The organism is Paracoccus sigandri, from assembly GCF_003709565.1.
GTDB classification, from domain to species: Bacteria; Pseudomonadota; Alphaproteobacteria; order Rhodobacterales; family Rhodobacteraceae; genus Paracoccus; species Paracoccus siganidrum.
Genome location: NZ_QNRC01000001.1, coordinates 224,570 through 249,885 on the forward strand (window position 1 = coordinate 224,570; position 25,316 = coordinate 249,885).

At 68.4% G+C, this 25,316-nt stretch carries 19 protein-coding genes; 11 read left to right on the top strand and 8 right to left on the bottom strand.

The genetic code is table 11. The features are described 5' to 3' along the window. Positions 1-4 precede the first annotated feature (4 nt). Together C9E82_RS01225 and C9E82_RS01230 are read right to left on the bottom strand one after the other, a co-directional pair. A complete protein-coding gene (locus tag C9E82_RS01225) occupies positions 5-1,108 on the bottom strand; it encodes a DUF2235 domain-containing protein (protein WP_119898588.1) in 1,104 nt (367 codons plus the stop codon). Positions 1,109-1,142: 34 nt separating this feature from the next. Next, positions 1,143-2,297: a type III PLP-dependent enzyme gene (locus C9E82_RS01230; protein ID WP_119898587.1), complete on the bottom strand. Its 1,155-nt coding sequence runs from the start codon at positions 2,295-2,297 to the stop codon at positions 1,143-1,145. A gap of 167 nt (positions 2,298-2,464) precedes the next feature. Between C9E82_RS01230 and C9E82_RS01235 the strand changes: the two genes are divergently transcribed. Further along, complete coding sequence (locus C9E82_RS01235; RefSeq protein ID WP_119898586.1) at positions 2,465-2,896, top strand: Lrp/AsnC family transcriptional regulator; 432 nt, start codon at positions 2,465-2,467, stop codon at positions 2,894-2,896. Here C9E82_RS01235 and C9E82_RS01240 read toward each other — a convergent pair. Beyond that, positions 2,893-3,543 (bottom strand): winged helix-turn-helix transcriptional regulator, encoded by a 651-nt coding sequence (locus C9E82_RS01240; protein ID WP_119898585.1) that lies wholly within the window; start codon positions 3,541-3,543, stop codon positions 2,893-2,895. The genes C9E82_RS01235 and C9E82_RS01240 overlap by 4 nt on opposite strands. A gap of 87 nt (positions 3,544-3,630) precedes the next feature. Here C9E82_RS01240 and C9E82_RS01245 point away from each other — a divergent pair, with 87 nt between their 5' ends. From C9E82_RS01245 to C9E82_RS01290, 10 genes are all read left to right on the top strand, one after another. Next, positions 3,631-4,350: a DUF1428 domain-containing protein gene (locus C9E82_RS01245; RefSeq protein ID WP_119898584.1), complete on the top strand. Its 720-nt coding sequence runs from the start codon at positions 3,631-3,633 to the stop codon at positions 4,348-4,350. A gap of 2 nt (positions 4,351-4,352) precedes the next feature. Then, entirely contained in the window at positions 4,353-5,141 is a 789-nt protein-coding gene (locus C9E82_RS01250; RefSeq protein ID WP_119898583.1) for a VOC family protein, read from the top strand. Further along, positions 5,138-5,788, top strand: coding sequence for a glutathione S-transferase family protein (locus C9E82_RS01255; RefSeq protein WP_119898582.1), 651 nt, complete (start codon positions 5,138-5,140; stop codon positions 5,786-5,788). The genes C9E82_RS01250 and C9E82_RS01255 overlap by 4 nt, the downstream gene beginning before the upstream one ends. Beyond that, positions 5,785-6,654, top strand: a complete 870-nt coding sequence (locus C9E82_RS01260; RefSeq protein ID WP_119898581.1) for an alpha/beta fold hydrolase — start codon at positions 5,785-5,787, stop codon at positions 6,652-6,654. Before C9E82_RS01255 ends, C9E82_RS01260 begins: the two co-directional genes overlap by 4 nt. Positions 6,655-6,794: 140 nt before the next feature. Beyond that, complete coding sequence (locus C9E82_RS01265) at positions 6,795-7,658, top strand: sulfotransferase family protein (protein ID WP_170162095.1); 864 nt, start codon at positions 6,795-6,797, stop codon at positions 7,656-7,658. 70 nt (positions 7,659-7,728) lie between these two features. Then, a complete protein-coding gene (locus C9E82_RS01270; RefSeq protein ID WP_119898579.1) occupies positions 7,729-8,649 on the top strand; it encodes a histone deacetylase family protein in 921 nt (306 codons plus the stop codon). Next, on the top strand, positions 8,646-8,882 hold the full coding sequence (locus tag C9E82_RS01275; protein WP_119898578.1) for an exodeoxyribonuclease VII small subunit: 237 nt from the start codon (positions 8,646-8,648) through the stop codon (positions 8,880-8,882). The genes C9E82_RS01270 and C9E82_RS01275 overlap by 4 nt, the downstream gene beginning before the upstream one ends. After that, on the top strand, positions 8,883-9,746 hold the full coding sequence (locus C9E82_RS01280; protein ID WP_119898577.1) for a polyprenyl synthetase family protein: 864 nt from the start codon (positions 8,883-8,885) through the stop codon (positions 9,744-9,746). Between the two features lie 34 nt (positions 9,747-9,780). Next, entirely contained in the window at positions 9,781-11,709 is a 1,929-nt protein-coding gene (dxs, locus tag C9E82_RS01285) for a 1-deoxy-D-xylulose-5-phosphate synthase (RefSeq protein ID WP_119898576.1), read from the top strand. Positions 11,710-12,017: 308 nt separating this feature from the next. Further along, positions 12,018-15,602, top strand: coding sequence for a Calx-beta domain-containing protein (locus C9E82_RS01290; protein ID WP_122449170.1), 3,585 nt, complete (start codon positions 12,018-12,020; stop codon positions 15,600-15,602). A 64-nt stretch (positions 15,603-15,666) separates the two neighbouring features. On the opposite strand, the gene C9E82_RS01295 is transcribed toward C9E82_RS01290, so the two are convergent. The 5 genes from C9E82_RS01295 to glgB form a co-directional block, all read right to left on the bottom strand. After that, entirely contained in the window at positions 15,667-18,093 is a 2,427-nt protein-coding gene (locus C9E82_RS01295; protein WP_119899893.1) for a glycogen/starch/alpha-glucan phosphorylase, read from the bottom strand. Between the two features lie 132 nt (positions 18,094-18,225). Beyond that, the gene (gene glgX, locus C9E82_RS01300) at positions 18,226-20,310 is read right to left on the bottom strand and encodes a glycogen debranching protein GlgX (RefSeq protein WP_119899895.1); all 2,085 of its coding nucleotides are present in this window, start codon (positions 20,308-20,310) and stop codon (positions 18,226-18,228) included. 5 nt (positions 20,311-20,315) lie between these two features. Next, positions 20,316-21,734, bottom strand: coding sequence for a glycogen synthase GlgA (gene glgA, locus C9E82_RS01305; RefSeq protein WP_170162138.1), 1,419 nt, complete (start codon positions 21,732-21,734; stop codon positions 20,316-20,318). Next, a complete protein-coding gene (gene glgC, locus C9E82_RS01310) occupies positions 21,731-22,987 on the bottom strand; it encodes a glucose-1-phosphate adenylyltransferase (RefSeq protein ID WP_119899927.1) in 1,257 nt (418 codons plus the stop codon). Before glgC ends, glgA begins: the two co-directional genes overlap by 4 nt. A gap of 23 nt (positions 22,988-23,010) precedes the next feature. Next, positions 23,011-25,197 carry a 1,4-alpha-glucan branching protein GlgB gene (gene glgB / locus C9E82_RS01315; protein ID WP_170162139.1) on the bottom strand — a complete coding sequence of 729 codons (2,187 nt, stop codon included), beginning with the start codon at positions 25,195-25,197 and terminating at the stop codon, positions 23,011-23,013. Positions 25,198-25,316: the final 119 nt, after the last annotated feature.

Below are 25,316 nucleotides of genomic sequence, written 5' to 3' on the forward strand. Positions count from 1 at the left end.
TCGCTCAGCCCTGTGCCTTCCTGCGCGGCGGTTCCGCTTCCGGCAGGGCCTTGCGCGACAGCCGCCGCCGGGGCCGGTCCGCCGCCTGGTCGGCAAGCTGGCCGGCCAGCAAGGCCGGGCCGGGATAGGGCCGGGGCACGGTCGGATGCAGGTCCTCGCTTGCATTGGCGCCCGCCAGCCGCGGGGCGCGGGCCAGGAAGGCCTTGCCCCATTGCCGCCAGGACCCGATCGAGGGCGCAGTCGCATCGCAGGGGAAATGCCGCCGCCAGTCCTCGGGCAGCGGCAGGCCGACGCCGCCGGCCTGCTCCAGCATCCAGACCAGCGGGATATTGGCCAGCGGCCGGGCGAATTCCAGCCCGCGCAGCTGCCCGCCGATATCGGGATGGACGCCGCGGAACCACATCTGCCGCACGCGTCCGTCGGCATGGCCCCCGGCATCGGCGTCGCCATTGGCGTCCCACAGCAGCGGCGCATAGGCCGCGCGGGTCTCGTCCAGCGCCAGGGCGTGGAAGCCGTGCTGGACCCCCGCGCCCAGATGCGCGTCGTGGAAGCGGAACATCGGCTCGGTCACCATCCACAGCAGCGGCAGGCGCAGCCCCAGCGCCGCGACGGTGTCGAAGCAGCAGATGGCGCGGATCGGCATGTCGGGATGGCAGCGGCGGCGGAAGGCGGCCAGGGTCTGCGCCGTCCCGCCCTCGCGATACAGCCGCCAGGCCAGCCGGGTGTTGCGTTCCGTCGCGCGTTCGGGGCGCAACAGGCCGATGCGGCCGATCATCCCGGCCAGGCTGCGCACCGCGAAGGCGCCGCGCGAATAGCCGAACAGGAACACCGGATCGCCCGGCCGCCAGCCATTGGCCAGCCAGCCATAGGCCTCGATGATGCGCCGTTCCAGCGCCCGGCCCATGGCCAGTTCCGGCAGGGTCTGCCAGCGGTTCCATTGCTGGCCGGCCGCGTAATACAGCCGCAGCCGCGCGCCCGGCAGCGGCCCCATCTGGCCGCGCAACAGGTCGTGGATGCGCCCGATCGAGCTGTGCCGCCCGTCGGCCAGCGAGGCGAAGGTGCCGTCGATCAGCACCACATGGATCAGCGTCGGGCGAATCGTCTGCATCGCCCGACGCTAGCATGAGGACATGAGATTTCCGTTACTCCAGCGCCATCACGGTCGCGTGGGCCAGCTGCCCGAAGCCGTTGAAGCGGGTATTGGTGACGGTCGAATAGGCCCCCGCCCCCTGAAAGACGACATAGTCGCCCTCGGCGATGTCGTCGGGCAGGTTCAGCTCGCCCGGCAGGCGGTCCACCGAATCGCAGGTCGGCCCGAAGATCACCCGGCCCGAACGCTCGCCCGGACGCGGCCGCCCCTCGGGGGTCAGGACCTGCACGCGGTCGATATTGCCGATGATCGGCAGTTCCGCCAGCCCGCCATAGACGCCGTCGTTGAGGAAGACATTGGCGCCGTCGCGGACCGCCTTGATGCGCGCGACCAGCGCGAAGGCATCGGCGCAGATGCCGCGCCCCGGCTCGCAGACCAGCTGCGGGGCGTTCTCGCCGAAGGTCTCGGCCGTGGTTTCGGCGATCTTGTCGAAGATCGCCTGCAGGTCGGGCTCGACCCCCTGCACGCGATAGGACGGAAAGCCGCCGCCGACATTCAGCCGCCGGACCGCGATCCCGGCCATCTGGCAGATCTCGCCCGCCACGCGGATATAGCTTTCCCAGGCGCCCGGATCGACGCATTGCGTCCCCGGATGGAAGGTCAGCGAGGGGACATAACCGCGCGCGGCCACCCGCTGCAGCATCTCGGCCGCATATTCCGGGCTGGCCCCGAACTTGGAGCCGAAATCATAGACCGCGCCCAGCACCGGCAGCTTGAAGCGGGGCGAGATCTCGACCCCCTCGCCCTCGACCTGCGTCGGCACCTGGGCCAGCAGCTTGTCCAGCTCCGAGGCGCTGTCGACCGACCAGGCGCGGATCCCGGCGGCGATGCCATGGGCGATCTCGGCCTTCGAGCGCACCGGGTTGTGGTAATGGCGCGCGGCCCCCGGCGCCAGGCGGCCGATCAGGTCGATCTCGAAGGGCGAGGCCACGTCGAAGCCGCGGATCCCGGCGCTCACCAGGTTCTGGATCACCGCCTCTTCCGGGTTCGACTTGACCGCATAGGTCACCAGGCCCGGAAAACCCGCGATGAATTGCCGCGCCCGGTCCTGCAGGACGGTGGGCGCGAAGACCATGACCGGGTGTTCGGGCTGAAGATGGCGGATGATCTCGGCCGGATTGTCCCAGACGGTCTTCTGTTCTCCCATGGCGGGTCCTTTCGCGCGTTCAGAGATGGTGTCGAAGGGCGAGAGTGCCTCAACACAGAATGGCGCTTTTGGTTTCCAAATTCACCGATGAAAAGGATAGATTCGCGCGCCATGCCGGTTAATATGACGAACTGCGTGACGATTTGACGAAACAAGGGGCGCTTTGCGTGGACGAACTGGATCGCAACATTCTGGCGCAGCTGTCGCAGGACGCGCGCATGTCGGTGGCGGTGCTGGCGCGGCGGCTGAAGGTCGCGCGCTCGACCGTGCAGGCGCGGCTGGAACGGCTGGAAAGCAGCGGCGCCATCGCGGGCTATACCGTGCGGCTGGGCGACACGGCGCGGGCGGCGCGCATCCGCGCGACGGTGCTGGTCGCGATCGAGCCGCGCAGCCTGCCCGCGATCCTGGCGCGGCTGCGCGTCATGCCGCAGGTCGAGCGCATCCACACCATCAGCGGCCGGGTGGACCTGCTGCTGCAGGTGGCCGCCGTGACCACGGCCGAGCTTGACGATCTTTTGGACCGGATCGGCGGACTGGACGGGGTGCGGTCCTCGGAAAGCCTGATCCACCTGTCCACCAAGCTGGACCGCGCCACCTAGCCCAGCCGGAACAGATCGACGAAACGCTGCGCGGCGCCGGCATCGCCCTGCAGCCCGATCTCCTGCGCGGCGGCCAGCTCGGCCAGCGATTCGGGGCCATAGACCGCGCGGGCCAGGGCATTGGCCTCGCCGCTCAGGACGAAATCCGCGTCGATCTCGGCCGCGGGTTCGACCTGCAGCAGGCCGTCGCCGGCCAGGCGCTGCACGAAGCCCTCGCGCCCCATCGCAAAGCCGGCCGTGGCATGGAAGCCCCGCGCCGCTTCCGCATCGATCATCGCCGTCATCGAGATCATCAGCGCGGTCGGGCTGATGAAGCGGCGCGGATCGTGGCCCGGATGGGCGGCGCCCCAGCGGCACATGGCCTGCAAGACCGGCAGCAGCGCCTTGCCGCCCTCGGTCAGCGCATAGATCCCCAGCGCCTGGTCGTGGCGCAGCACCCCCGCCCCGGCCAGCTGCGCCAGCCGCTGCGTCAGCACCCCCGCCGTGATGCCGGGCACGCCATGGCGGATCATCTGGAACCTTTTGGGGGTCAGCAGCAGTTCCCTGACCACCAGAAGCGCCCAACGGTCGCCGATCACGTTCAGGGCATGGGCCGCAAGGCAGCCCTCGTCATAGCGTATCCGCATGGTTTCGCCGGTATTAGTCATGTTTCCATACTATCAGTTGCTTTTTAATACTGCAAGTGGCAAGCTTCGATTCGAAGGCGCAGAACAGCAAACCCAAGGGAGGTTCAGATGGCCTATTATTCGGGATTCGTCGCCGCCGTGCCGTCGGCCAACAAGGAGGCCTATATCGCCCATGCCAAGGGCGCCTGGCCCTATTTCAAGAAACAGGGCGCCCGGCGCATGGTCGAATGCTGGGGCGAGGACGTGCCCCATGGCAAGCAGACCGACTTCTATCGCGCGACCGGCGCCAAGGACGGCGAGGTGCCCATCTTCTCGTGGATCGAATGGCCCGACCGCGAGACCTGCGACAAGGCCTGGGCCGCGATGATGTCCGACCCCGACATGCAGCAGATGCCTCAGATGCCCTTCGACGGAATGCGCATGTTCTGGGGCGGCTTCGCGCCTATCGTCGAGCAGGGAGAAAGCCGTCCGGGCAGCTATGTCCAGGGCTTCGTGCTGGCGGCCCCGGCCGAGAAGAAGCAGGCCTATATCGACATGGCCCGCAGCGCGACCGAGATGTTCGAGCGTTTCGGCGCCACCCACCAGATCGAATGCTGGGGCGAGGACGTGCCGCGCGGCAAGGTGACGGATTTCTACCGCGCGACCGAGGCGAAGGATGGCGAGGTGCCGCTGTTCTCGTGGATCGAATGGCCCGACCGCGCCACCTGCGACGAGGCGGGCAAGAAGATGGAGGCCGAGATGGAGGGCATGGAGATGCCCGAGATGCCCTTCGACGGGATGCGGATGTTCTGGGGCGGCTTCGCGCCCGTCATGGACGAAAGGGCCTGAGGATGGCCAGGATTCACGGACATCCGATCTGGTTCGAGCTGGCGACCGGCAAGGGCCAGCTCGACCCGGCCGGCGCATTCTATCGCGAGGTGCTGGGCTGGCAGGTCGAGGACGCGGGGATGGAGGGCTTCACCTATCACCTTGCCCGCGCCGGGGGCAATCTGGTCGCCGGGCTGATGGAAATGCCCGACGACGTGGCCGAGATGCCGCCCAACTGGACGCTCTATTTCGGGGTGGACGACGCCGACAAGGCGGCGGCGGACATCCGCGCGGCGGGCGGGCGGATCTTTCGCGAACCGGCCGACATTCCCGACACCGGCCGCTTCGCCATCGCCGCCGACCCGCAGGGCGCGGGTTTCGGCATCCTCTGCCCCGCGCCGATGGCGGATGGCGGCGAGACGCGGGCCTTCGACCAGCAGAAGGCCGGCCATGGCAACTGGACCGAGCTGATGAGTACGGATCCCGAGGCGGGCTTCGCCTTCTATGCCGGGCTGTTCGGCTGGCAGAAGGGCGACGGGATCGACATGGGCGAGATGGGCACCTACCAGTTGTTCCGCCATGACGGCACCGATATCGGCGGCATGATGGGCCTGGGCAATGCGCCCGCGCCCTGCTGGCTGCCCTATTTCGGCGTCAACGGCACCACCGAGGCGATCGCGCGCATCAAGGCCGCGGGCGGCCAGGTCCATCACGGCCCCATCGAGGTGCCCGGCGGCGCCTGGATCGCGGTGGCGACCGATCCGCAGGGCGCCTGGTTCGCCGTCGTCGGCCCGAAGGAGCGTATGCCATGACACTGGTCCTGACCACATTCGACTGGGTGCCGGAATTCCCGCGCGGCCATGTGCGCGACCTGCGCATCCGCTGGCTGCTGGAGGAGATCGGGCGCGAATACGAGGTGGATACCGTGCCGGCCGTCGAACGCTCGGCCGAACATCTGGCGCGCCAGCCCTTCGCGCAGGTCCCGATGATCCGCGACGGCGAGCTGTCGCTGTTCGAAAGCGGCGCGATCCTGCTGCACCTGGCCGAGGGCACCGAACTGATGCCCGAGGGCCAGGACCGCGCCCTTACGCTGCAATGGGTGATCGCGGCGCTGAACAGCGTCGAGCCCTTCGCCCTGCAATGGGAGGTCGCCCGCTTTTTCGACGAGGACGAGGCGGCCGCGACCCGGCTGGAGGCGCCGCTGCGCCAGCGCCTGGCGCAGCTGCAGGCGGCGCTGGAGGGGCGCGACTGGCTGGTCGCGGATCGCTTCACCGTCGCCGACCTGCTGATGTCGGACATGCTGCGCATCCCGGCGCAGGCGGGGCTGCTGGACGATCTGCACGGGCTGGCCGCCTATGCCGAACGCGCCACCTCGCGGCCGGCCTTCGGGCGCGCGATGGCCGATCACATGGCCCATTGGCAGGCGGCGGATGCCCGGCAGAAGGATGGCGCCGGATGAGACCCCTGTGGCTTGCGCTTGCCGCCCTGCCCGCCCTCGCCCTGCCCATGGCGGCCATGGCCGAAACCGTGACCGTTGACGGTCACCCGATCTGGTACGAGGTCCATGGCGACCTGGACCCCGGCCGGGCGCCGATCCTGCTGCTGCATGGCGGCGCGATGAATACCGCCCTGGCATGGGCCGACCTGATCCCGGTCCTGTCGCAGGACCGCCCGGTCATCGGCATCGACCAGCAGGGCCACGGCCGCAGCGCCGACCGCGACGGCCCGATCACCATGGAGCGGATGCGCGCCGACACCATCGCCGTGCTGGACGCGCTGGAGGTCGAGGCCGCCCATGTCGTGGGCTTTTCCCTGGGCGGGATGCTGGGCTACGACCTGGCCGTCCATGCGCCCGATCGCGTCGCCTCGCTCAGCGCCATCTCGGCGGCGCAAGGCAATGACGGCATGTTGCCCGGACTGGTCGAGATGAACCGCAATCCCGACCAGCCGCCCGACCCTGCAATCCTGGCCCTGCTGCCCACGCCCAAGGACTTCCTGGAGATGCGGCGCAGCTGGGAGGAGCAGAATCCCGAGGGCTCGGGCGCGATGCAGCAGGTGATGGAGAAGCTGGGCCAGCTGATCGCCTCGGACTGGGGCTGGAGCGACGGGGAACTGGCCGGCATCACCGCGCCCACCCAGATCATCCTGGGCGATACCGACTTCCTGCCGCCCGAACGTGGCGCGCATCTGGCCGCGACCATCCCCGGCGCATGGCTGGCCGTGCTGCCCGACACGACCCACATGACCATCCTGTCCCGGCCCGAACTGCCGGGCCTGCTGACCGCCCGGATCGAGGCGGCCGAGACGTCCGGGCAGGCGGACTGATCGGGCGTCGCCGCCGGGCGCAGGACAAGACCCCATTGCGGCGGATCGCCTCGGCTGTTATCCGCCGCCGGCGCGATCCACCGGCCCGGATCGCCGTTTGTTTCGGTATTCTGTTTCACGGTTCAGGCATCATGACGGACATGGCAGCGCAACCCGGCGGGGGATCGGCCCGCGACAGGGCCCCGGTCGATTTCGTGATCATCGGCGCGATGCGGGCGGGCACGACGACGCTGCATTCCGTCCTGTCGCGCCATCCGCAGATCTCGATGTCGCGCGACAAGGAGACCGATTTCTTCATCCCCGGCAGGAATTACGGGCGCGGGCTGCAATGGTATCTGGACCAGTTCGACCCCGCCCTGCCGATCCGGGGCGAGGCCAGCCCGAACTATGCCAAGCTGCGCGACTTCCCCGACGTGCCGCAGACCCTGTCGCACCATGCGCCGGATGCGCGGCTGGTCTATGTCGTGCGCGACCCGGTCCGGCGGGCGGTCTCTCAATACGCCCACAGCTGGAACATGGGCCTGGCGCTGCCGCCGCCCGACGCGCTGGCGGATACGCATGAATATCTCAGCATCCTCGACATCAGCAGCTATGCCCGCCAGCTGGATCCCTGGCGCGCGCTGTTCGGCCCCAAGCGCATCCTGATCGTCGATTTCGACGCCCTGCTGGCCGATCCGCAGGCGCAGTTCGACCGGATCTGCGCCCATGTCGGCGCCGACCCGATGCCGGTCGCGGCGCTTGCCGCGCATAACGCCACCTCGGAACTGTCGCGCGTGCCCCGGCCGCTGCTGCGGCTGGCGCAGGGACCGTTGCGGCCGCTGCTGACCCGGCTGCTGGACCAGCGGATGCGCGACCGGCTGCGCGGGCTGGCGGCCTTCGGCCCGAACCGCAAGCCGCCGGAATTCCCCGCGCCGCTGCTGGCCCGGCTGCGCCAGGACCTGGCGGAGGACGCGGCACGGTTCCGCCGCCTCTCCGGCATGGATTTCCCGCACTGGTCGGTCTGACCGCGCCTCGGATCCCTGCTTGCAGCCACCCCCCGCCCTGCTTAGCCTGCCGACCGAGGGGGAGAAACGCATGACCACAGGCTTGTTCTGGCATCCGGCCGCCATCGACCACCTGACGCCCATGGGCCATCCCGAGCAATCGGCCCGCGCCCAGGCCGTCGCCGCCGCGCTTCAGGATCTGGCGCTGGACCGGCACGAGGCGCCCATCGCCGAGGATGCCGAGATCCTGCGCTGCCATCCGCGCTCCTATCTGGACCGGATCCGCGCCGCCTCGCCCGCGCAGGGCTTCACGATGCTGGACGGCGACACGCACATGTCGCCGGGCAGCCTGGAGGCCGCCTTGCGCGCCGTGGGCGGCGCGGTCGCGGCGGTGGATGCGGTGCTGGCGGGCGGGATCGCCAATGCCTTCGTCGCCATGCGCCCGCCCGGCCACCACGCCGAGCGCGAGACGGCGATGGGCTTCTGCCTGTTCGGCACCGTCGCCATCGCCGCCCGGCGGGCGCTGGACCATCACGGGCTGGAACGGGTGGCGGTGCTGGATTTCGACGTCCATCACGGCAACGGCACGCAGGACCTGCTGTGGGACGAATCACGCGCCTTCTTCGCCTCCAGCCACCAGATGCCGCTGTATCCCGGCAGCGGCGCGGCCTCGGAACAGGGCGCCCATCGCCAGATCGTGAACGTGCCGCTGGCGCCGGGCAGCGGCGGGGCCGAGGCGCGGCGGGCCTGGGACGCGATCCTGGCCCGCGCCCGTGCCTTCGATCCGCAGCTGGTGCTGGTTTCCGCCGGTTTCGACGCCCATGCCGACGACCCGCTGGCGCAGCTGAACTGGGACGAGACCGATTTCACCGCCATCAGCCGCGCGATCTGCGACATGGCGGCGGAATGCGGCGCCCCGGTGGTATCCTGCCTGGAAGGTGGCTATGATCTGGCGGCCCTGGGCCGGTCCGTCCGCGCCCATGTCGAAGTGCTGATGGAGGCCGGAGCATGAGCGAGATCGAGAAGCTGTCCTTCGAGGAGGCAATGCGCGAATTGGAGGCGACCGTCGGCAAGCTGGAGACCGGCGAGGCGACGCTGGAGGAATCCATCGCGCTTTACGAACGCGGGGCGGCGCTGCGCAAGCATTGCGAGGCGCGCCTGCGCGAGGCCGAGGAGCGGGTCGAGAAGATCACCCTGGCGGCCAATGGCGACCCCGCGGGCACGGAACCGGCCGAGGGGCTTTGAATGCAGCATGAACTGGACGGCGTGAAGGCGCCGGTGCAGGCCGCGCTCGAATCCGCGATCGCCCGCCTGCCCGGCGGCGAATTGCGCGACGCGATGCTCTATGCGGCGACCGGGGGCAAGCGGCTGCGCGCCTATCTGGTGCTGGAATCGGCGCGGCTGCACGGCATCCCTGAAAGCGCCGCACTGCCCGTCGCCGCCGCGGTCGAGGCGCTGCACGCCTACAGCCTGGTCCATGACGACCTGCCGGCGATGGACGACGACGACCTGCGCCGGGGCCAGCCGACGGTGCATGTGAAATACTCGCAGGCCACCGCGATCCTTGCCGGCGACGCGCTGCAAAGCCTGGCCTTCGAATTGCTGACGGGTGAAGCGGTGGGCGATGCGGGCGCGCGGCTGCGGCTGATCCGCGCCTTCGCCCGCGCCGTCGGCGCCCAGGGCATGGTCTGGGGCCAGGCGCTGGACATCGCCGCCGAAAGCGCCGCCACGCCGCTGGACCTGCCCGCGATCACCCGGCTGCAGGGCGGCAAGACCGGCGCGCTGATCCGCTTCGCCGCCACCGCCGGGCCGCTGGCCGCCGATGCCGATCCCGGCCCGCTGGACCGCTATGCCGACGCACTGGGGCTGGCCTTCCAGATCGCCGACGACATCCTAGACGTGACCGGAAACGAGGCCACCACCGGCAAGCGCGTCGGCAAGGACGGCGCGGCGGGCAAGGCCACCTTCGTCTCGCTTCTGGGGCTTGACGGCGCGCGCGCCGAGGCCCGCCGCCTTGCCGACCTGGCCGAGGCCGCGCTTGACCCCTATGGCGCGGCCGCGGGAAACTTGCGCGCCCTTGCGCGTTTCGTTATCGAACGCGACACTTGAAACGCCCGCCCCAGACACGCCCGGAGGGCCAGCCATGACCGACCCCGTTCCCACCAACCGGCCGAAGACCCCGGTTCTGGACCGCGTCAACCTGCCCTCGGACCTCAAGGCGCTGAGCGACCGCGAACTGGCGCAGCTGGCCGAGGAGCTGCGCGCCGAGACGATCAGCGCGGTCAGCGTGACCGGCGGCCATCTGGGCGCGGGGCTGGGCGTGGTGGAACTGACCGTGGCCCTGCACGCCGTCTTCGACGCGCCGCGCGACAAGATCATCTGGGACGTCGGCCACCAGTGCTATCCGCACAAGATCCTGACCGGGCGGCGCGACCGCATCCGCACCCTGCGCATGGGCGGCGGGCTGGCCGGCTTCACCAAGCGCGCGGAAAGCCCCTATGATCCGTTCGGCGCCGGCCATTCCTCGACCTCGATTTCCGCCGCGCTGGGTTTCGCAGTGGCGCGCGAGCTGGGCGGCGATGCCGGCGACGCCATCGCGGTGATCGGCGACGGCGCCATGAGCGCGGGCATGGCCTTCGAGGCGATGAACAATGCCGGCCACCTGGGCAAGCGGCTGTTCGTGATCCTGAACGACAACGAGATGTCCATCGCGCCGCCCACCGGCGCGCTGTCCACCTATCTGACCCGGCTTTACACGGGCGGCCCCTTCCAGGAGCTGAAGGCCGCCGCCAAGGGCGCCGTCAGCCTGCTGCCCGCGCCGATGCAGCAGGGCGCCCGCCGCGCCAAGGAAATGCTGAAGGGCATGGCCGTGGGCGGCACCCTGTTCGAGGAGCTGGGCTTCAGCTATATCGGCCCGGTCGACGGCCATGACCTGGACCAGCTGCTGCCGCTGCTGCGCACCGTGAAGGCCCGCGCCGACGGGCCGGTGCTGATCCATGCCGTCACCAGGAAGGGCAAGGGCTACGGTCCGGCCGAGAATGCCGACGACCGCGGCCATGCGCGGGGCTGCTTCGACGTGCTGACCGGCCAGCAGGCCAAGGCCAAGTCGAACGCGCCCAGCTATACCGCCGTTTTCGCCGGGGCGTTGATCGACGAGGGCGGCCGCGACGACCGCATCGTCGGCATCACCGCCGCCATGCCCGACGGCACCGGCCTGAAGCAGTTCGCCGAGCGTTTCCCGCGCCGCACCTTCGACGTCGGCATCGCCGAGCAACATGCCGTGACCTTCGCGGCGGGGCTGGCGGCGGGCGGGATGAAACCCTTCTGCGCGCTCTATTCCACCTTCCTGCAGCGCGGCTACGACCAGGTGGTCCACGACGTCGCCGTGCAGGGCCTGCCGGTGCGCTTCGCCATCGACCGCGCCGGTCTGGTCGGGCAGGACGGCCCCACCCATGCCGGCGCCTATGACATCGCCTTCCTGGCGAACCTGCCCGGCTTCGTGGTCATGGCCGCCGCCGACGAGGCCGAGCTGGTCCACATGGTCGCCACCGCCGCCGCCCATGACGCGGGCCCCATCGCCTTCCGCTTCCCGCGCGGCGAGGGCACCGGGGTCGATCTGCCCGAACGCGGAGAAATCCTGCCCATCGGCAAGGGCCGCATGATCGCCGAGGGCAAGTCGGTCGCGATCCTGTCCTTCGGCACCCGCCTCTCCGAGGCGATGGCCGCGCGCGAGGCGCTGTCGGCGCGCGGCATCACCCCGACCATCGCCGACGCCCGCTTCGCCAAGCCCCTGGACCGCGAGCTGATCCTGCGCCTGGCCCGCGACCACGACGCGCTGATCACCCTGGAGGAAGGCGCCGTCGGCGGCTTCGGCAGCCATGTCGCGCAGCTTCTGGCCGATGAGGGCGTCTTCGACCGCGGGCTTGCCTTCCGCTCGATGGTGCTGCCCGACCGCTTCGTCGACCATGGCGCGCCCTTCGCGATGTATGACGATTCGGCGCTGAACGCGGCGCATATCGAGGCGAAGGTGCTGGAGGTGCTGCGCATCGCGCAGCTGGACCGCCGCGCCTGACGCAATCCTGCCGGCATCGCGGACGAAACCGCCCTGCATTGCACGGGCAACAATCAATTTTGCACCGCGAACCGGTCGATAATTGTTGACCTGCGGGCGCATAGGCGAAAACATGCCGAAAAGAACAGCTACCAATCTCGCGCCGCCGAAGGCACAGAATTGTGTAGCTTTGTGAAGGTCTTGGGGTTGCTCTCGCGACCCTGTTTTGCGGTTCACCGGCGCTCTCGAGCCTTTCCTTTCTCGCGAGGACGCCATTCGTAAACAGTCACCGGCCATTTGTCGCCGGATGTCGCGAAAGGATCCCCGAAATGCCCGATCGTCCGATTATCTCCATCACCGGCGGCCGCGTCGATGAAGGCCCGTTCAGCACCTATATTCCCTTCACCGTCCGGCTGTCCGCAGCACCCGCGGATATCGTTACCGTCGAGTATTTCGTCCATGCCGGGACCGCCAGCCGGGAAACCGATCTGTCCTCCAGCGGCTATCCCTATAGCGGGACCATCACGTTCGACCGCGGACAGTCCGAACAGATCATCTATGTCCGCAACAGCAACGACAGCCTGGACGAGTTGGACGAAAGCGTCTTCGTCGAGTTGCGCAATCCGGACGGTGCGACATTCGGCGCGAACAATCACAGCCTGTCCGCAATCGGCTGGGTGCTGGACGATGACGGGCCCGGCAACAACCGCGCCATCGCCGTCTCGAACCCGGTCGTGACCGAGGCAGCGGGCGGCAAGGCCATCTTCACCATCAGCCTGTCGCGGGCGTTCGATAACGATGTCAGCTTCAATTACAGCACCAGCGACGGCAGCGCCAAGGCGGGATCGGACTATCAGGCCCGCAGCGGCACCGTCACCTTCCTGGCCGGCCAGACCGAAACCACGGTCGAAGTCAACCTGATCAACGACAACCTCGCCGAAGCCACAGAAAGCTTCAACCTGTCGATCACTGGCGCCCATGGCGTGACCGGCGCCACCGGCACGGCGCAAATCCTTGACGATGACAGCGCCATCCCGGTCATGTCCATCGAAGGCGGCCGCGCCGACGAAGGACCGTTCAGCACCTATATTCCCTTCACCGTCCGGCTGTCCGAGGCGCCGACGGATGCGGTCACGGTCGAGTATTTCGTCCATGCCGGAACCGCCAGCCGGGAAACCGACCTGTCCTCCAGCGGCTATCCCTATAACGGCACCGTCACTTTCAGTCCCGGCCAGACCGAACAGGTGATCTATGTCCGCAACAGCAACGACAGTCTGGACGAGCTGGACGAGAGCTTCTTCGTCGAGTTGCGCAATCCGGACGGCGCGACATTCGGCGCGAACAATCACAGCCTGTCCGCAATCGGCTGGGTGCTGGACGATGACGGGCCGGGCAACAACCGCGCCATCGCCGTCTCGAACCCGGTCGTGACCGAGGCAGCGGGCGGCAAGGCCATCTTCACCATCAGCCTGTCGCGGGCGTTCGATACCAATGTCAGCTTCAATTACAGCACCAGCGACGGCAGCGCCAAGGCGGGATCGGACTATCAGGCCCGCAACGGCACGGTCACCTTCCTGGCCGGCCAGACCGAGGCAACCGTCGAGATCAACCTGCTCAACGACAACCTCGCCGAAGCCACCGAAAGCTTCAACCTGTCGATCACCGGCGCCCATGGCGTGACCGGCGCCACCGGCACGGCGCAAATCCTTGATGACGACAGCGCCACCCCGGTCCTGTCCATCGAAGGCGGCCGCGCCGATGAAGGCCCGTTCAGCACCTATATTCCCTTCACCGTCCGGCTGTCCGAGGCGCCGACGGATGCGGTCACGGTCGAGTATTTCGTCCATGCCGGAACCGCCAGCCGGGAAACCGACCTGTCTTCCAGCGGCTATCCCTATAGCGGGACCGTCACTTTCAGCCCCGGCCAGACCGAGCGGGTGATCTATGTCCGCAACAGCAACGACAGCCTGGACGAGTTGGACGAGAGCTTCTTCGTCGAGTTGCGCAATCCCGTGGGTGCCACCTTCGGGGGCGGCAATGCCTCGCTGTTCGCCACAGGCTGGGTTCTGGACGATGACGGGCCGGGGTTGAACCGGACGGTGGCCGTCTCGAACAGCATCGTGAGAGAGGTTCCGGGCGGCAGCGTCGCCATCTTCGCGGTCGAGATCTCTCGTCCCGCCGAGGTGCCGATCACGCTGAACTATGAGACCGTGGCCGGCACCGCGCGCGCAAACAGCGACTATGTCCCAAGTCTGGGCCAGATCACCTTCGCCCCCGGCCAGACGCGGGTCGAGATCGCCGTGCCCATCATCTATGACATGGCGCAGGAAGGGGCCGAACTGTTCTATCTGCGCGTCCAGCCTCCCTTCCCCTCGCAGATCTCGGCCCAGTCGAACATGGCGACCGGCACCGGGACGATCCTGGACGGCACGGTCAGCGGCACCGGCGGCAACGACATCCTGCACGGCACCTCGTTCCCCGAACGGATCGAGGGGCTGGGCGGCGACGACCGGATCTATGGTTACGGCGGCAACGACATCCTGTCGGGCGGCGACGGCAACGATACTCTTTACGGCGGGGGCGGCAACGACACGCTTCTTGGCGGCAATGGCAACGACCGGCTGGAGGGCGGCGCGGGCGCGGACCGGCTGGAAGGCGGTGCGGGCAACGACACGCTGATCGGGGGCGCGGGCCGCGACACGCTGATCGGCGGGGCGGGCAACGATCTCTATATCATCGACCGCAACGACGTGATCCAGGAAACCGCCAATGGCGGCATCGACACGGTGCAGGCGAATTTCGCTTATACGCTGGGGGCGCATCTGGAAAACCTGACCCTGACCGGGGCCGGCAATATCAACGGCACCGGAAACGGGTTGAACAACGTGATCCTGGGCAATGCCGGCGCCAACCGGCTGGTCGGGCTAGCCGGAAACGACACGCTGCGCGGCAATGGCGGCAATGACACGCTGCTGGGCGGGGCGGGCAACGACCGGCTGTTCGGAGGCGCCGGCAATGACCGGCTGCTGGGCGGCAACGGCAACGACCGGCTGGACGGCGGGGCCGGCAATGACTGGCTGCTGGGCGGCAACGGCAACGACCGGCTGGACGGCGGGGCCGGCAATGACTGGCTGGAAGGCGGCGCGGGCAACGACACCCTGCTGGGAGGCGCGGGCAACGACCGCCTTCTGGGCCAGGGCGGCCATGATCTTCTGAACGGCGGCGGCGGAAACGACACGCTGCTGGGCGGGGCCGGGAACGACACGCTTCTGGGCGGCGGCGGGCGCGATTCGCTGGAAGGCGGCGCCGGCAACGACCGGCTGGAGGGCGGCGCGGGCATCGACACCCTTCTTGGCGGGGGCGGCAATGACACGCTGCTGGGCCAGGGCGGCAACGACGTGCTGCGCGGCGGGGCCGGGCGCGATCTTCTGCAGGGCGGGGCCGGCAATGACCGCCTGTTCGGCGATGCGGGCAATGACACGCTGGAGGGCGGCGCGGGCAATGACCGGCTGGACGGCGGGGGCGGAAACGATGTGCTGCGCGGCGGCGCGGGCGCCGACACGCTGATCGGCGGCGCCGGGGCCGATACGATGCAGGGCGGCGCCGGGCGCGACATCTTCGTCTTCCAGAGCTTCGCGGAAATGGGCAGCGGCGCGGCGAATCGCGACCGGATCCTGGATTTCGCCTCGGGGCAGGACCGGCTGGACCTGAGCGCGCTGGACGCCAATACCCGGCTGGCGGGCAACCAGGATTTCGCCTTCAACGGCATGGAAGCCGCGGCCAATTCGGTCTGGTTCCTGCGCCAGGGCAGCAACGTGATCCTGCGCGGCGACCATGACGGCGACGGTGTCCATGATTTCGAGATCCAACTGAACGGCATCTCGCGGCTGGTGGCCGAGGATTTCATCTTCTAGCCGCGGGAGTCGGGGGCTGGCCTTCGCGTCCTTCGGGTATTTGGACAACGAAGAAGCGGCCAGCCTAGCTTTCGCCGGTCAGCGGCGTCACATGCCAGATATCGGCCATGTAGCCCCGGATCGTCCGGTCGGACGAGAAGAAGCCCGAGCGCGCGATGTTCAGCGCCGCCATCCGGTCCCAATGCGCCGCGTCGCCGAAAGCCTGGTCGATGCGGCGCTGGGTCGCGTAATAGGCGTCGAAATCGCTGGCCACCAGGAAGGGATCGTCGTTCCAGGTCCGGTCCAGCAGCGCGAAATAGGGATCGGCCCGCCCGCCCGAGAAACGCCCCTCGGCGATCAGCTGCAGGGCGATGCGCATGTTCTCGCTGGCCTCGATCGCGGCGCGGGCATGGCCGGGGCGTGCCCGGACCACCGCCGCCTCCTCGGCGGTCAGGCCGAAGAGGAAGAAGTTTTCCGGCCCGACCAGTTCGCGGATCTCGACATTGGCACCGTCCAGCGTGCCGATGGTCAGCGCGCCGTTCATGGTGAACTTCATGTTGCCGGTGCCCGAGGCCTCCTTGCCCGCGGTGCTGATCTGTTCGCTGAGATCAGCGGCGGGGATCAGGTGTTCGGCCATGGTGACGTTGTAGTTCGGGGGATAGGCGATCTGCAGGTATTTCGCCGTCACCGGGTCGCGGTTGATCGTCGCGGCCACGTCGTTGATCAGGTGGATGACGGTCTTGGCCAGCCAATAGCCCGGCGCGGCCTTGCCGCCGAAGATCTTGACCCGCGGCGTCCAGCCCGCGTTCGGGTCGTCATGGATGCGCTGCCACAGCGCGATGGTTTCCAGGATGTTCAGAAGCTGGCGCTTGTATTCGTGGATGCGCTTGACCTGCACGTCGAAGATCGCGTCGGGATCGGCCTTGATACCCAGCCCCGCCAGCAGCCCGTTCGACAGCGCCACCTTGTTCGCGCGCTTGGCGGCGCGCAGCTCGCCCAGGAAGGCGGCGTCCCCCGCAAAGGGTTCCAGCCCGCCGAGCAGGTCCAGCTCCGAGGTCCAGCCCGGCCCGATGGTCCGGTCGATCAGCCCCGACAGGGCCGGGTTCGACATGCGCAGCCAGCGGCGCGGGGTGATGCCGTTGGTCTGGTTCACGATCCGGTCGGGATGCAGCTTGTGGAGATCGGCAAAGACCGTGCCTTTCACCAGGTCGGTATGCAGCGCCGAGACGCCGTTGACCTTGCCGGCCATGATGAAGGCCAGCTCGCCCATCTGCACCTGGTCGTGCTGGATGATGCCGACATGGTCGGGCCGCGCCGTGGCCTGCCGGTGATCGTCGTCGATCATCTGGATGATCTGCATGTGGCGCGGCAGAACATGGCCCATCAGCCAGGTGGACCAGCGTTCCAGCGCCTCGGGCAGCAGGGTGTGGTTGGTATAGTTCAGCACGCCGCGCGCCAGGTCGCGGGCCTTGGGGAAATCCAGCCCGTGTTCGTCCATCAGCAGCCGGATCAGTTCCGGCCCGGCGATGGCGGGATGGGTATCGTTCAGCTGGATCGCCACCTTTTCGGGCAGCAGTTCCAGGTCGTCATGTTCGGCCAGGAAGCGGCGCAGGATGTCCTGGAGCGCCGCCGAGGTCAGGAAATATTCCTGCTTCAGCCGCAACTCCTTGCCCGAATCGGTGGTGTCGTCGGGATAGAGCACGCGCGACAGCGTGCGGGCCAGCGCCTCGGGTTCCGCCGCCGCCGCGTAATCGCCGGCATTGAAGCGGTGCAGGTCGAACAGCGTCGTCGGATGCGCCCCCCACAGCCGCAGCGTATTGGCCCAGTCGCCCTGCCAGCCGATCACCGGCGTGTCATAGGCCCGCGCCTGCACGCTTTCGCCCGGATGCCAGACGGCGCGGCCGTCCACCTCTTCGACATGGCCCTTGAAGCCCACGGTATAGCTGTAGTCGAGCCGCACGAATTCCCAGGGATGGGGCTGGTTCAGCCAGTCCTCGGGCGTCTCGACCTGCTGGCCGCCTTCGAAACGCTGGCGGAACAGCCCGTGTTCGTAGCGGATGCCATAGCCGAAGGCCGGGCATTGCAGGCTGGACAGCGATTCCATGAAACAGGCCGCCAGCCGCCCCAGCCCGCCATTGCCAAGCGCCGCGTCGGGTTCGTCGTCCAGGATCCGGTGCTTGTCCAGGCCCAGCAGCTCCATCGCCCGGTCCATCGACCGGTCCAGCCCCAGGTTGATGATCGCGTCCTCGAGGATGCGGCCGATCAGGAACTCCATCGACAGGTAATAGACGCGCTTGGCGCCCTGGTCGCGGGCGGCGCGGATGGCGCCGACCCAGGACCCGACGATCAGGTCGCGCACGGTATAGCTGACCGCCAGCCGCCAGTCGAAGACGGTGGCGAATTCCGGGCCGCGCCCCTGGGCATGGGTCAGGTGATGCAGGATCTGGTCGCGAAGGCTCTCGGCGGTGGGAAGCTGGGTCAAGGGGACCTCTTGCGGCTGAATGGACAACATGAAACGGGCGCGGGAGCCGGCGCGGGCGGCTGGAAACAGTCAGGTTCTGTCACGCGGCGATAGCGCAATCAACAGGGCAGATCTGCCCGCGGGCCGATCAGCCCGCCATTGCCGCGCCGCAAGGCAGCCTGCCTAGCCCGCCGCGCCCGCGCCAAGCGTGAAGGTGGTGACGCTGTCGGCGGCGATGGTCTCCGTCCCGCCGGCGGGATCGTCCGGGTCGCCGTCACGGGCGCTGTCCAGCTGCCGCCGCCACTGGCCCTGTCCCGGATCGGGCAGCCGCACCTGCGCCTGGGGCCCGGCATTGAAGACCACGAAGACCGCGCCGGGCAGCGCCGCATAGGCGGGCGTGCCCGAGGCCATGCGCAGTTCCACCGCCAGCAGCCGCAGCTCGGGATCGCCCCAATCGGCCAGCTGCATCGGCGCGCCGTCGGCGCGGCGCCAGAACAGGTCGGGCAGCCCGTCCTGTTCGCGCGGCTGGCTGTGCAGGAAACGCTTCTGGCGCAGGATCGGATGGGCCTTGCGGAAGGCGATCACCCGGCGGCAGAAATCCAGGAAATCCGGGTCGGCCCCGTCCCAGTCCACCCAGCCGATGGCATTGTCCTGGCAATAGGCGTTGTTGTTGCCGCCCTGCGAATTGCCCAGCTCGTCCCCGGCAAGGATCATCGGCGTGCCCTGGCTCAGCATCAGCGTCGCCATCAGGTTGCGCCGCCTGCGGGCGCGGCGGGCCAGCACCTCGGCATCACCCGTCGGCCCCTCGATGCCGCAATTGTCCGAGACGTTGTGGTTGTGGCCGTCGCGGTTTTCCTCGCCATTGGCCTCGTTGTGCTTGGCGCTGTAGCTGACCGTGTCCATCAGCGTGAAGCCGTCATGCGCGGCGATGAAATTGATGCTGGAGGTCGCCGTCCGCCCGTCATGGTCGAAGCGCGCCGCCGATCCGGCCATGCGCTTGGCCAGCTTGCCGATCAGCCCCGGATCGCCGCGCCAGAAGCCCCGGACCTGGTCGCGGAAACGGTCGTTCCATTCGGCGAAGGGCGCGGGATAGCTGCCCAGCTGATAGCCGCCCTCGCCGATGTCCCAGGGCTCGGCGATCAGCTTGACGCGGTTCAGCACCGGGTCCTGGCGGATGGCGGTGAAGAACGGCCCGTCGCGGTCGAAGACCCCGCGCGACCGCCCCAGCACCGAACACAGATCGAAGCGGAAGCCGTCGACATGCATCACCTCGACCCAGTAGCGCAGCGAATCCATGACCAGGCGCAGCGCGAAGGGATGGTCCAGGTCCAGCACGTTTCCGGTGCCGGCGTCGTTGACATAGAAGCGCGGATCCTCGGCCAGGCGGTAATAGGCGGCGTTGTCGATGCCGCGGAAGGACAGCGTCGGGCCCAGCTCGTTGCCCTCGGCGGTGTGGTTGTAGACCACGTCCAGGATCACCTCGATGCCGGCGCGATGGAACCGCGCGACCATCTGCTGGAACTCGGCGACGTCGCCGTCCTGCATGTAGCGCGGCTCGGGCGCGAAGAAGCCACAGGACATGTAGCCCCAGTAATTCGTCAGCCCCCGATCGGTCAGGAAACGGTCGTCGGCGAAGGCATGGACGGGCAGCAGCTCGACGGCGGTGACGCCCAGCCGGGTCAGGTGATCGAGGATCGGGTCCGAGGCCATCGCCAGATAGGTGCCGGGATCGGGAATGTCGGGCCGGGCGGCGGTCAGGCCCTTCACATGCGCCTCGTAGATCACCGTATCCGCCATCGGGCGGCGCGGCGGGCGGTCGTCGCCCCAGGCGAAGCCGGGATCGACCACCACCGATTTCGGCATGAAGCCCGCGCTGTCGCGCCGGTCGAAGCTGAGATCCGCGTCCTGGTGCCCGGCGCGATAGCCGAACAGCGCGTCGTGGTTCACCGGCCTGCCGGTCAGGCGCCGGGCATAGGGGTCGATCAGCAGCTTGTGGGGGTTGAAGCGGTGGCCCTCCTGCGGGCGATAGGGGCCGTGGACGCGGAAGCCGTATCGCTGCCCCGGCCGCAGCCCCGGCACATAGCCGTGCCAGACATGGCCGTCGCGTTCCGGCAGGTCGACACGGGATTCGCGGCCCTTGCGGTTGAAGAGGCACAGCGTCACGCGCTCGGCATGCTGGGAGAACAGGGCGAAGTTCACGCCTGCGCCGTCGAATGTGGCGCCAAGCCGCGCCGGGTCCCCGGCGGCGATCGGAAAGGTCTGGGTCATCTGTTTCAGGCGGTCAGCCGGGCGTAGAGGGCGGCGTAAGCCTTGGCCGACTGATCCCAGCCGACGGGTTGCGCCATTGCGTTCTTTTGCAGGCGGGACCATGTTTTCTGATCCTTGTAAAGGGCGCAAAGCCGCGCGACGGCGTTACGCAGCGACCCGGCGGTGACCGGCGTGAACTGGATGCCGGTCGCCACCCCCCGCGCCAACGCGGCGGGCGAGGCGTTGATGACCGTATCGGCCAGCCCGCCGGTCAGCGCGACCAGCGGCACCGTGCCATAGCGCAGCGCGTAAAGCTGGGTCAGCCCGCAGGGTTCGAACCGCGAGGGCACCAGGATCGCGTCCCCGCCCGCGATCATCCGATGCGACAGCGCCTCGTCATAGCCGATGCGCACCGCGACATTCGGATCGGCGGCGGCAGCGCGGAAGGCGGTCTCCAGTTCCGGGTCGCCCGAGCCCAGCAGCGCAAGCTGGCCGTCCTCTGCCAGAAGATCGGGCAGCACCTGAAGCACCAGGTCCAGCCCCTTCTGATGCGTCATGCGCGAGACGATCACGCAAAGCGGCCCCTGCGCCTGGGGCAGGCCCAGCTCGGCCCTCAGCGCGGCCTTGTTGGCGGATTTGCTGCGCGGCGTGCCAAAGGGATGGATCAGCGGATCGGTGACCGGGTTCCAGACCTGGGTGTCGATGCCGTTCAGGATGCCGGTCAGCGCCTCGCGGCGGTGGCGCATCACCCCGTCCAGCCCCATGCCGAATTCCGGCGTCATCAGTTCCTCGGCATAGCTGGGGGATACGGTGGTCAGCGCGTCCGCCCCCATCAGCCCGGCCTTCAAGGCCGAGACCGCGCCGAAGAATTCGTAACCCTCGGCATGGAAGCGCGCCGGATCGAGGCCAAGCCGCGCGATCCGGCCGGGATCGGTCGAGCCGGTGAAGGCGATGTTGTGGATGGTCAGCACGGTCGCGACCCGCCCCCCCATCGCCCGCAGGTATTCGGTCGCGAAGCCCGCCTGCCAGTCATGACCATGCAGCACCTGCGGCAGCCAGTCGCCCGCCCCGTGGGCGCAGATATGGGCCGCGACCCATGACAGCGCCGCGAAGCGTTCCGGGTTGTCGGGCCAGTCGCGGCCATCAGAGCCCAGATAGGGCCCGCCCGGCCGGTCATAGAGATGGGCGGCCTCGATCACCAGCAGGTCCAGCCCCGCCGCCTGCCCGGCCAGCAGGCGGGCCGGGCCGCCGAACAGCTGGTCGAATGCCAGCACCGGCGCGGCGTCCCGCAGCGCCGCCATCACCGCCGGATAGCCCGGCAGCAGCACGCGCATCCGCACGCCCTCGGCCGCCAGCGCGCCGGGCAGCGCGCCCACCACATCGGCCAGCCCGCCGGTCTTGACCAGCGGCGCGCATTCCGAGGCGACCGACAGCACCCGCATCACGGCGCCGCCCGCCGGTCCAGCATGTCCTGGGTGATCAGCGTGACGCCGCGTTCGGTGACGCGGAACCATTGCGCGTCCTCGGCCGGGTCCTCGCCCACCACCAGCCCGTCGGGAATGACCACGCCGCGGTCGATCACCACGTTGCGCAGCCGCGCATTGCGGTGGACGGTGACATAGGGCAGCACCACCGCGTGATCCAGCACCGCATAGCTGTTGGTATGCACCTCGGTGAACAGCAGCGAATTGCGGATCTCGGTCCCCGAGATGATGCAGCCGCCCGACACCATCGAGGAAATCGCCACGCCGCGCCGGTCCTTCTCGTCATGGATGAACTTGGCCGGCGGCACGCTTTCGGAATAGGTCCAGATCGGCCAGTCGCGGTCCCACAGGTTCAGTTCCGGCACGAAATCGGTCAAGGCGATATTGGCCTGCCAGAAGGCATCGACCGTGCCCACATCCTTCCAATAGGCCGGCGCGCCCTCGTCGCGCACGCAGGACGTGTCGAAGCGATGCGCCATCGCCTTGCCGCCCGCGACGATGGCGGGGATCAGGTCGTTGCCGAAGTCATGGCTGGATTCAGGGTCCTGCGCATCGCGGACCAGAAGGTCGCGCAGGAAGGGCCAGCTGAAGACATAGATCCCCATCGAGGCCAGCGCATGATCCGCATCGCCCGGCATCCCCGGCGGATCGGCGGGCTTTTCCAGGAACGAGGTGATCCGCCCGGCCTCGTCCACCGCCATGACGCCGAAGGCGCTGGCCTCTCTGCGCGGGACGGTCAGGCAGCCCACGGTCACGTCGGCGCCGGTCTCGACATGCTCGCGCAGCATGATCTCGTAATCCATCTTGTAGATGTGGTCGCCCGCCAGGATGACGACGTAATCCACGTCATAGCTGTCCACGATGTCGATGTTCTGCGCCACCGCATCGGCGGTGCCGCGATACCAGTGGTCCTCGGACATGCGCTGCGAGGCGGGCAGGATGTCCAGGAATTCGTTGCGCTCGGCCCGGAAGAAGTTCCAGCCGCGCTGGCAATGCCGGATCAGGCTGTGGGCCTTGTATTGCGTGGCGATGGCGATCTTGCGGATGCCGGAATTCATCGCGTTCGACAGCGCGAAGTCGATGATCCGGGTCTTGCCGCCGAAATAGACGGCGGGCTTCACGCGCCTGTCGGTCAGTTCCTTCAGGCGGCTTCCGCGCCCGCCCGCCAGCACGAAGGCCATCGCGCGCCGGGTCAGTCTTCTGTTCTCGACCATCTTCACCTCCCCCAGTCCGAAACTCATTCGCCCTCCCAGACGAAAACCAGTACCGACAGCGCCGGCAGCAGCACCCGGATCGAGGCCGCCTGCCCGTCCAGCGGCGCCGCATCGGCGGTCACGCCGCCCAGGTTGCCCTTGCCCGCGCCGCCATAGATCGCCGCATCGGTGTTCAGCGCCTCGCGCCAGCGGCCCGCCACGGGCACGCCGATGCGGAAATCGGACCGCTCGACCGGGGTGAAGTTGCAGATCGCCAGCACCTGGGGGGCATCATCCCCCCCGCGCCGGATCCAGGCCAGCACCGATTGCTCGGCATCGTTGCGGATCCATTCGAAGCCCGCGGATTCGGCATCCAGCCGGTGCAGCGCGGGCATTTCGCGGTAAAGCCGGTTCAGATCGCGCACCAGCGACTGCACGCCCCGGTGCAGGGGCCGCTCCGCCGCCGGCCAGTTCAGCTCGCCATTGTGGTTCCATTCCTCGGGCTGGCCGAACTCGCAGCCCATGAACAGAAGCTTCTTGCCCGGATGGCACCACATGAAGCCGTAATAGGCGCGCAGATTGGCGAATTGCTGCCATTCGTCGCCCGGCATCTTGCGCAACATGCTGCCCTTGCCATGGACCACCTCGTCATGGCTGATCGGCAGGATGAAGTTTTCCGAAAACGCATAGACCAGCCCGAAGGTCATCTGGTCGTGGTGATATTTCCGGTGGACCGGGTCCATCTGGATGTAGCGCAGCGTGTCGTTCATCCAGCCCATGTTCCACTTGTAGCCGAAGCCCAGCCCCCCCGCATCGACCGGCGCCGAGACCCTGGGGAAAGAGGTGCTTTCCTCGGCCACGGTCATGATCCCCGGCGCCTCGCCATAGGCGGCGACGTTCATGTCGCGCAGGAAGGCGATGGCCTCGTAATTCTCGCGCCCGCCATCCTTGTTGGGCACCCATTGCCCCGGCCCGCGGGAATAGTCGCGATAGAGCATCGAGGCCACCGCATCCACCCGCAGCCCGTCGATGTGATATTCCTTCAGCCAATACAAGGCGTTGGAGACCAGGAAGTTCTTCACCTCGATGCGGCCATAGTTGTAGATCAGCGTGTTCCAGTCCTGGTGGAACCCCTCGCGCGGGTCCTCGTGCTCGTAAAGCGCGGTGCCGTCGAACCGCGCCAGGCCATGGGCATCGGTCGGGAAATGGCCGGGCACCCAGTCCAGGATCACCCCCAGCCCGGCGCGATGCGCGGCATCGACCAGGTCGCGGAATTCATGCGGCGGGCCGAAGCGGATCGTCGGCGCGTAAAGCCCGACCGGCTGATAGCCCCAGGAGCCGTCGAAGGGAAACTCGCTGATCGGCAGCAGCTCCAGATGGGTGAAGCCCATGTCGCGGACATAGTTGACCAGGTCATGCGCCAGTTCGCGATAGGAGAGCGGCCGCCCCCCCTGGTCCAGCCGCCGCCGCCACGAGCCCAGATGCACCTCGTATATCGAGATCGGCGCGCCCCGGTCATGGGCGGCCGCGCGGATCTCCATCCAGCCGCCGTCATGCCAGCCATAGCCGGCGATGTCGCGCACCATGCTGGCCTTTTCCGGCGGATGCTGGGCGCCGAAGCCGACCGGATCGGCCTTCGGCACCGGCAGGCCGTTCGCGTCGACGATCTCGTATTTGTAGATCGCGCCATCGCCGATTCCGGGCAGGAAGATCTCCCACAGCCCGCTGCCGATGCGCCGCATCGGGTGGCAGCGCCCGTCCCAGCGGTTGAAATCGCCCACCACCGAGACCCGCCGCGCATTGGGCGCCCAGACCGCGAAATGCGTGCCCGCCACGCCCTGGTGCTGCGTCACATGCGCGCCAAGCGCCTGCCACAGCCGATGATGCGTGCCCTCGCCCAGCAGGTGCAGGTCGACCTCGCCCAGGACCGGGCCGAAGCGATAGGGATCCTCGAAATCCCGCGCCGCGCCATCGCCGTCCACCGCCCGCAGCCGATAGGGACCGGCCCCGATCCGCCCGGCGAAAAGATCGCGCCCGATGCGGGGCAGCGCGACCTCGCCGGCATCGGTCAGCGCGCTCAGCGCCGCGGTGCCGGGCTGGAAGGCCACCAGCCAGCGCGCCCCCCCGGCCTCGTGCGGGCCCAGAACCTCGAAGGGACGATCATGGCTGCCCGCCGCCAGACGCGCCGCGTCCTCGGGGCCAAGACCGGGGGGATGTGCCATCGCTTTCATCAGCCTCACTCTACCCCGCGGAAAGATTCGGGCAATGCCGGATCCACGACATCAGTTAACGCTAACACAGCCTTTCGCTGCACGCTATTGTCATGCTCGGATGCCCCGGACCGAATCCC

What these genes read in the sequence shown, in the direction of transcription:
- C9E82_RS01245 (WP_119898584.1), top strand. Translation starts at nt 3,631, where the DNA reads ATGGCCTATTATTCGGGATTCGTCGCCGCCGTGCCGTCGGCCAACAAG.
- C9E82_RS01265 (WP_170162095.1), top strand. Translation starts at nt 6,795, where the DNA reads ATGGCAGCGCAACCCGGCGGGGGATCGGCCCGCGACAGGGCCCCGGTC.
- glgB (WP_170162139.1), bottom strand. Translation starts at nt 25,197, where the DNA reads ATGAAAGCGATGGCACATCCCCCCGGTCTTGGCCCCGAGGACGCGGCG.
- C9E82_RS01230 (WP_119898587.1), bottom strand. Translation starts at nt 2,297, where the DNA reads ATGGGAGAACAGAAGACCGTCTGGGACAATCCGGCCGAGATCATCCGC.
- C9E82_RS01295 (WP_119899893.1), bottom strand. Translation starts at nt 18,093, where the DNA reads ATGTTGTCCATTCAGCCGCAAGAGGTCCCCTTGACCCAGCTTCCCACC.
- C9E82_RS01225 (WP_119898588.1), bottom strand. Translation starts at nt 1,108, where the DNA reads ATGCAGACGATTCGCCCGACGCTGATCCATGTGGTGCTGATCGACGGC.
- C9E82_RS01280 (WP_119898577.1), top strand. Translation starts at nt 8,883, where the DNA reads ATGCAGCATGAACTGGACGGCGTGAAGGCGCCGGTGCAGGCCGCGCTC.
- C9E82_RS01250 (WP_119898583.1), top strand. Translation starts at nt 4,353, where the DNA reads ATGGCCAGGATTCACGGACATCCGATCTGGTTCGAGCTGGCGACCGGC.
- C9E82_RS01290 (WP_122449170.1), top strand. Translation starts at nt 12,018, where the DNA reads ATGCCCGATCGTCCGATTATCTCCATCACCGGCGGCCGCGTCGATGAA.
- C9E82_RS01255 (WP_119898582.1), top strand. Translation starts at nt 5,138, where the DNA reads ATGACACTGGTCCTGACCACATTCGACTGGGTGCCGGAATTCCCGCGC.
- C9E82_RS01260 (WP_119898581.1), top strand. Translation starts at nt 5,785, where the DNA reads ATGAGACCCCTGTGGCTTGCGCTTGCCGCCCTGCCCGCCCTCGCCCTG.
- glgX (WP_119899895.1), bottom strand. Translation starts at nt 20,310, where the DNA reads ATGACCCAGACCTTTCCGATCGCCGCCGGGGACCCGGCGCGGCTTGGC.
- C9E82_RS01275 (WP_119898578.1), top strand. Translation starts at nt 8,646, where the DNA reads ATGAGCGAGATCGAGAAGCTGTCCTTCGAGGAGGCAATGCGCGAATTG.
- C9E82_RS01270 (WP_119898579.1), top strand. Translation starts at nt 7,729, where the DNA reads ATGACCACAGGCTTGTTCTGGCATCCGGCCGCCATCGACCACCTGACG.
- C9E82_RS01240 (WP_119898585.1), bottom strand. Translation starts at nt 3,543, where the DNA reads ATGACTAATACCGGCGAAACCATGCGGATACGCTATGACGAGGGCTGC.
- glgC (WP_119899927.1), bottom strand. Translation starts at nt 22,987, where the DNA reads ATGGTCGAGAACAGAAGACTGACCCGGCGCGCGATGGCCTTCGTGCTG.
- dxs (WP_119898576.1), top strand. Translation starts at nt 9,781, where the DNA reads ATGACCGACCCCGTTCCCACCAACCGGCCGAAGACCCCGGTTCTGGAC.